General features: G+C 70.3%; 6 protein-coding genes. All 6 read right to left on the reverse strand.

The features are described 5' to 3' along the window. A partial coding sequence (locus ACFPZL_RS09890; RefSeq protein ID WP_382335262.1) for a trimeric intracellular cation channel family protein occupies positions 1–641 on the reverse strand: 641 nt, incomplete at its 3' end. Positions 642–681: 40 nt separating this feature from the next. Beyond that, the gene (locus ACFPZL_RS09895; protein ID WP_218114488.1) at positions 682–1,518 is read right to left on the reverse strand and encodes an SGNH/GDSL hydrolase family protein; all 837 of its coding nucleotides are present in this window, start codon (positions 1,516–1,518) and stop codon (positions 682–684) included. A gap of 110 nt (positions 1,519–1,628) precedes the next feature. Continuing rightward, positions 1,629–3,038, reverse strand: coding sequence for a class II fumarate hydratase (locus ACFPZL_RS09900; RefSeq protein ID WP_218114442.1), 1,410 nt, complete (start codon positions 3,036–3,038; stop codon positions 1,629–1,631). Positions 3,039–3,093: 55 nt separating this feature from the next. Continuing rightward, positions 3,094–3,771: a carbonic anhydrase gene (locus ACFPZL_RS09905; protein WP_218114443.1), complete on the reverse strand. Its 678-nt coding sequence runs from the start codon at positions 3,769–3,771 to the stop codon at positions 3,094–3,096. Positions 3,772–3,783: 12 nt separating this feature from the next. Then, the gene (locus ACFPZL_RS09910; RefSeq protein WP_218114444.1) at positions 3,784–4,464 is read right to left on the reverse strand and encodes a DUF4245 family protein; all 681 of its coding nucleotides are present in this window, start codon (positions 4,462–4,464) and stop codon (positions 3,784–3,786) included. Then, entirely contained in the window at positions 4,461–4,730 is a 270-nt protein-coding gene (locus ACFPZL_RS09915) for an exodeoxyribonuclease VII small subunit (RefSeq protein WP_218114445.1), read from the reverse strand. Before ACFPZL_RS09915 ends, ACFPZL_RS09910 begins: the two co-directional genes overlap by 4 nt. Positions 4,731–5,022: the final 292 nt, after the last annotated feature.

A 5,022-nucleotide genomic window follows, 5' to 3' on the forward strand; every position in this document is an offset into this window, starting at 1 on the left:
CGCAGCCGGAGCCGGCTGAGCGCCCGCTGCTCGGGCAGGCTCCAGCCGAAGCGGACCGCGAAGAGCCGCAGCACCGTGCTGACGACGACGCAGGCGATCGCCGCCGCGAGCACCGGGAGCCCGAGGGCGAGCGCGACGAGCAGCACGAGGATGCCGCCCATCGCCGCCATAGCGTAGAACGATCCGACGTGCATGACCGCGATCGGGATGTTGAGCAGCAGGTCTCTGACGAAACCGCCGCCCACGGCTGAGACGGTTCCGACGAAGAGCGCTGGAACCACGGGGAGACCCATCGAGAGGGCCTTCGTCGTGCCGATCGCTCCGTAGAGGCCGATGCTGAGGGCGTCGAGCGAGGTGACGAGCCAGTCGACGCGCTCGAACAGCCGGAGCAGCAGCATGCCGACGAGCGCGGAGATCGTGGCGGTCAGCAGATAGGCGTTGTTCGAGAATGCGGCCGGCGTCACCCCGAGCAGGATGTCGCGGAGGAACCCGCCGCCGATGCCCGTCGCGATGCCGACGATCGCGACGCCGAGCAGGTCGAGGCGCTTGAAACCGGCGGCGAAGAGGCCGCCCTGCAGGCTGCCGACCGCGACCGCGGCGAGATCGGGCGCGAGCGGCACGGTGAAGGTCTGATCGAGCACCCGGCCATTCTCGCAGGCGGTGCAGTGCGAAGGCTCCTGATCATACGGGCGAGGCGGGGTCACCCGCTCGCGCGGCCTCATGGCCGGCGGCCACCGCGTGCCCCTCGCCGCGCATCGCGCTGCCTCGCACCGCATCGACGCGGGCGCGGACGAACGGCCAGAACGTCTCCGCCCAGATCTCGTAGCCGCGGTCGTTCGGGTGGAACGCGTCCTCCGCGAACTCGGTGAGGACCCCGGCGAGTCCGCGAGCCCGGGTGGCGGCATGGATCGGTACGACGGCGAGCCCGCGGTCGGCGGCGATCCGGTGGAGGATCCGATTCGCCTCGCCTACCTTGCGCTCATTCCAGGGAAGGTGGAAGCATGGCACCTCCCCGAGGACGGTGTGCGCGGGGAGGGCGTCGAGGATCAGGCGCAGGTGACGATGATAGGCGACGGGATCCCAATCCGCGATGTCGTTGGCCCCGATGTCGAGCGTCACGAGGTCGGGTGCTGCCGCGAGCGGGCCCGCCGCCCGTGGCAGCTGATCCCGGGCGCAGAGATACGAAGTGGCTCCCGAGAAGCAGAGGTTGGTGACGCGGATCGGAGCACCGAGGTGCTCCTCGATCCGCTCGGCGAGCTGGCCGACGTAGCTGCGGCCGGGGGTCGAGGCCCCGATGCCCTGACCGGTGGAGTCGCCCAGCGCCAGGTAGTGGAATTCGCCGGGGAGGGTTCGCCGTTCGCGCCACCAGGCGGCGGTCACGGGCTGCATGTCCGAGAGCGCCACGACGGGGCGGTTCGCGCGCTCGAGCACGTTCGTCCAGCCGAACCTTCGGGCCGCGGAGGCCGTCGCGAAGGTGGCGAGCGCCTTGGCGCCGGCGAGCGGGGAGGCGGCGGGCATCACCCGTCCAGCTTAGAGGTCGCGCGGCGCACCGCAGTAGGAGCGACCTATCCGCGCGACCTCTTGGGCGGCGCGGGGAGCGCGCGCCCGCTCCCCGCGTCGCCCGCAGACTACTTGGCGACGCCCGGGTGGGTCATCGAGAGCAGGTCGAGCGCCTTGTCGAGATCCGCCTCGCTCACCTCTCCGCGCTCGACGTAGCCGAGATCGACGAGCGCCTCGCGCACGGTGATGCCCTTGGCGACCGAGTGCTTCGCGATCTTCGCCGCGGCTTCGTAGCCGATGAGGCGATTGAGCGGGGTGACCGTGGAAGGGCTCATGCCGGCGAGGGTGGCCATGCGCTCGACGTTCGCCTCGAGGCCGTCGACGGTCTTATCGGCGAAGACGCGTACGACATTCGCGAGCAACCGGATCGACTCGAGCAGTGCGGTGCCCATGACGGGGATCATCACGTTGAGCTCGAAGTTGCCGCGGGCGCCGCCCCAGGCGATGGTCGCGTCGTTGCCGATGATCCGTGCGCACACCATGAGCGTCGCCTCGGGCACGACCGGGTTGACCTTGCCGGGCATGATCGACGAACCGGGCTGCAGGTCAGGGATGTGGAGCTCCGCGAAGCCGGTGTTCGGCCCCGAGCCCATCCAGCGCACGTCCTCGGCGATCTTGGTGAGCGAGACGGCGATCGTGCGCAGCGCGCCCGACGCCTCGACCAGGCCGTCGCGGTTGGCCTGCGCTTCGAAGTGATTGCGGGCCTCGGTGATCGGCAGGCCGCTCGACTGGGCGATCTCTGCGATGACCTTCTCGGGGAAGCCGAGCGGCGTGTTGATGCCGGTGCCGACAGCGGTGCCGCCCTGCGGCACCTCCGCGACCCGGGGGAGGGCGGCGTCGATGCGCTCGATGCCGTAGCGGATCTGCGCGGCGTAGCCGCCGAACTCCTGTCCGAGCGTGACCGGCGTCGCGTCCATGAGGTGGGTGCGACCCGACTTCACGGCGTCCTTCCACAGCTCCGCCTTCTTCTCGAGCGCCTCCGCCAGGTGGGCGAGCGCCGGCTTGAGCTGCTCGATGAGCGCGCCGGTCACGGCGATGTGCACCGACGTCGGGAAGACGTCGTTCGAGGACTGCGAGGCGTTGACGTGGTCGTTCGGGTGCACGGGCGCACCGAGGTGCTTCGTCGCGAGGCCGGCGAGGACCTCGTTCATGTTCATGTTCGACGACGTGCCCGAGCCGGTCTGATAGGTGTCGACAGGGAACTGGTCGTGATGCGCGCCGCCGATGATCTCGGCGGCGGCGGCGACGATCGCGTCGGCGATGGCGGCGTCGAGGATGCCGAGCTCCGAGTTCGCGATCGCGGCCGCGCGCTTGATCCGGGCCAGCGCCACGATCTGGGCGGGCTCGAGGCCGGAGCCCGAGATCGGGAAGTTCTCGACGGCGCGCTGCGTCTGCGCGGCGTAGAGCGCGTTCTTCGGAACGCGGACCTCGCCCATCGTGTCGTGCTCGATGCGGTACTCGGTATCAGTCACTGTCATCCTTTGCTCGTGATCTGGGGAACTGGTGGGTGGAAAAAACTGCGCCGTGCCGCGCTCAGACCGCCGTGGCCAGGTCGATCTGGAGCGGCCCGACCGCCGTGTAGGGGACCGCCCGGCCCTCGGTGAGGCGGTACTGGCAGCCGACCACGGCGAGCTCGCCGCGGTCGACCGCGTCGCTGATGGTGCGGGATCCGCGGAGCAGGCCGTTGACGGTCGCATCGAGGTGGATCCGCCCCACCGCATTCGCGTCGAGCTGATCCGCGTCGACGTACGGGGTGTCGTGATGATCCCGGTGCCAGAGCTGCTGCACGGACGGCAGGATCGGCGCCAGCGTGTTCCCGACGGCTTCGGTCACCGCGCCCGGCGTACGCCCCGATTGCTCGATCGCCGCGGCGACCGCGCCGCAGGAGTCGTGGGCGAGCACGACGATGAGAGCGGTGCCGAGCTCGACGACCGTGTACTCCATCGACGCGATGATCGACTCGGCCACCACGTGGCCCATGTTGCGGGCGATGAAGAGGTCTCCGAGGCCGCAGTCGAAGATGATCTCCGCCGCCAGGCGCGAGTCGGAGCATCCGAAGAGTGCGACGTCGGGCGCCTGCGTGTTCACGAGCTCGGATCGGCGCTCCACGTCCTGGTTCGGGTGGCGCGACGTGCCGCCGATGAAGCGCTCGTTCCCGGCGATGAAGGCATCCCACGCCTGCTGGGGCGTGATTCTGGGCTGAACTGCCACTGCGGCTCCTGACTATCGATCCTGCGGTGCGGTCTCGAACGCCGCAACCTGCGCGGCGACGGATGCCGCGAGGGCGCGCAACTCGTCCGCCTCATCGGTCCCGTACACCAGCAGCGTCGACGCACCGGCCTGCGACTGCAGGGCGAACCGCACGTTGGTGTGGTCGGCGCTGCGCTCAGGGTGATCGTAGGCGGTCCATTCCAGGCCGCCGATCCGTTCGGTGCCGGTGGCGGTCTGCGCCTCGAGCTGCTGGGCGATCCAGGTCTCGTCGACGGGGGAGCCGTCGGAGGTGAATGCCTGCACGACCGCGGCGTAAGCGCCGTTCGCCGTCGTGTAGCCGATGTACCAGTACGAGATGGTTCCGGTGCCACCGCGCAGCTCGGCCTGCTTCGCGAGCCAGCCGTCGGGCGTATCGGGCGCGACGAGCGCCTGACCGGCCGTGGGCGCCGCTGCCGTCGCTGCGGCTGCGGCGTCGACCGAGTGGTCCTGCCACATGTCGGTGCCGCGGGGGACGATCAAGACGATGAGGAGCACCACTCCCAGCGAGACGAGCAGGGAGAGGACGAGGTTGTTGACGGTCTTCCGCTGGCGGTAGAGCCGACTGTTCTCGGCCTTCCGGGCGGCGGTCTCGGCGGCGGTCTCGGGTCGTCCGAGCTCGGCGACGACCACCGGCGCCTTGCGCTTCTCCGTCATGCCCGGGTCTCGCCCCCGTCCGCAGCCGGTGCCTGGCCGGACGCAGCATCGCCGGCTGCGCCGGACCGGGCTGCCTCGAGCCGCTTCCGCGCCCCGATCAGCCATTCCTCGCAGCGAGCGGCGAGCGCCTCTCCGCGTTCCCAGAGCTGCAGCGACTCCTCGAGCGTGGCGCCGCCCTGCTCGAGGCGGGACACCACCTGAACGAGCTCGTCGCGCGCCTGCTCGTAACTGAGCGCGTTCGTATCCGCGGCGGTGCCATCTGCCATGCCCCCAGCTTACCCGGCCGTTGCTGCCCGTTCCCCGAGCCGTTCTCGGCACCATTCTCCGCACTGTTCTCCGCGGGCTCGGTCGCCGCGGGCTGCGTCACCGCGCTTCCATCGGAAACTGTACGTTTTCGTCGAGACGGTACGCGATCGACGCGCAAACAGGTACTGCTTCGACGAAAACGTACAGTTTCGAAGCGGCGGACCGCGCTGGGGCCGCATCCGAGGCCCGCGTTCCGGGGGCCGCGTCCGGGTCCCGCGTTCCGGGGATGCGCCGCGGGGTCGCACCCCGGGG

The sequence above is a fragment of the Leucobacter soli genome (assembly GCF_042659205.1).
Lineage (GTDB): Bacteria > Actinomycetota > Actinomycetes > Actinomycetales > Microbacteriaceae > Leucobacter > Leucobacter soli.

Bases quoted from the DNA above. Each gene is read 5' to 3' on its own strand.
- ACFPZL_RS09895 (WP_218114488.1), bottom strand. From the start codon at position 1,518: ATGCCCGCCGCCTCCCCGCTCGCCGGCGCCAAGGCGCTCGCCACCTTC.
- ACFPZL_RS09900 (WP_218114442.1), bottom strand. From the start codon at position 3,038: ATGACAGTGACTGATACCGAGTACCGCATCGAGCACGACACGATGGGC.
- ACFPZL_RS09910 (WP_218114444.1), bottom strand. From the start codon at position 4,464: ATGACGGAGAAGCGCAAGGCGCCGGTGGTCGTCGCCGAGCTCGGACGA.
- ACFPZL_RS09915 (WP_218114445.1), bottom strand. From the start codon at position 4,730: ATGGCAGATGGCACCGCCGCGGATACGAACGCGCTCAGTTACGAGCAG.